The organism is Alloalcanivorax venustensis ISO4 (assembly GCF_015356855.1).
Classification (GTDB): Bacteria; Pseudomonadota; Gammaproteobacteria; order Pseudomonadales; family Alcanivoracaceae; genus Alloalcanivorax; species Alloalcanivorax venustensis.
In genome coordinates this window covers 1-584 of sequence record NZ_ARXR01000086.1, presented here as the reverse complement: position 1 = coordinate 584, position 584 = coordinate 1, and the positions used below count along the sequence as shown (strand labels likewise).

The following is a 584-nucleotide window of genomic DNA, read 5'->3' as shown; positions in this document are numbered from 1 at the left end:
CCGCCTCAATGTGTTCACAGTGCGCCCCCAGCCACTCGAAGCAGGGCCGAATCGCCTCCCGGGATCGACCTTCGCCCACCCACAGCACCTGCCGGGGCTCGGCGTCGATGACCACGCTGGCATAACGGTGGCCCTTGAACAGGGCGAACTCGTCCATGACCAGGTAACGGACCAGACTGAGGTCAGGCTCGGGCAGGTCCCGGGCCAACCGGGCCTTGTCGATGCTCTTGAGGGTGTGCCAGTGCAGCCCGGTCAGGCCGGCGATCTGCTTGAGCGGTAGCAAGGTCAGCAGTGTCTCCACGTGCTGGCGCAGCCGGTGGGTCAGCCGGGCTCGCGGGGCCAACCAGGACAGCGCCTCACGACCGACACCGCAGCGGGGGCAGCGCACCCGCCGCACCGGCACCTCCAACCAGACCCGGTACTCGAACAGATCCCGGTCTCGGACTCGCCGCCTCGTCGTGTCATGGATCAGGGAGCAGGGTCGCCGGCAGCTTGGACAGCAAGGCGGCACTTGAGGGTCGGGGATCAGGTAAATCAGGCACTCGGAATCGGAGAGCGGAACGAACCGGGTCGCTATAAAGCCT

General features: G+C 66.8%; 1 protein-coding gene and 1 pseudogene. Both read right to left on the bottom strand.

Annotated features, from left to right (window positions below; translation table 11 throughout):
• Window positions 1-343 (bottom strand): helix-turn-helix domain-containing protein (locus tag ISO4_RS17200; RefSeq protein WP_267254101.1); only part of this gene is annotated, 343 nt, incomplete at its 3' end.
• A 39-nt stretch (window positions 344-382) separates the two neighbouring features.
• Window positions 383-511, bottom strand: a pseudogene (locus ISO4_RS17195) (transposase family protein); the annotation flags it as partial.
• Between the last annotated feature and the right edge of the window lie 73 nt (window positions 512-584).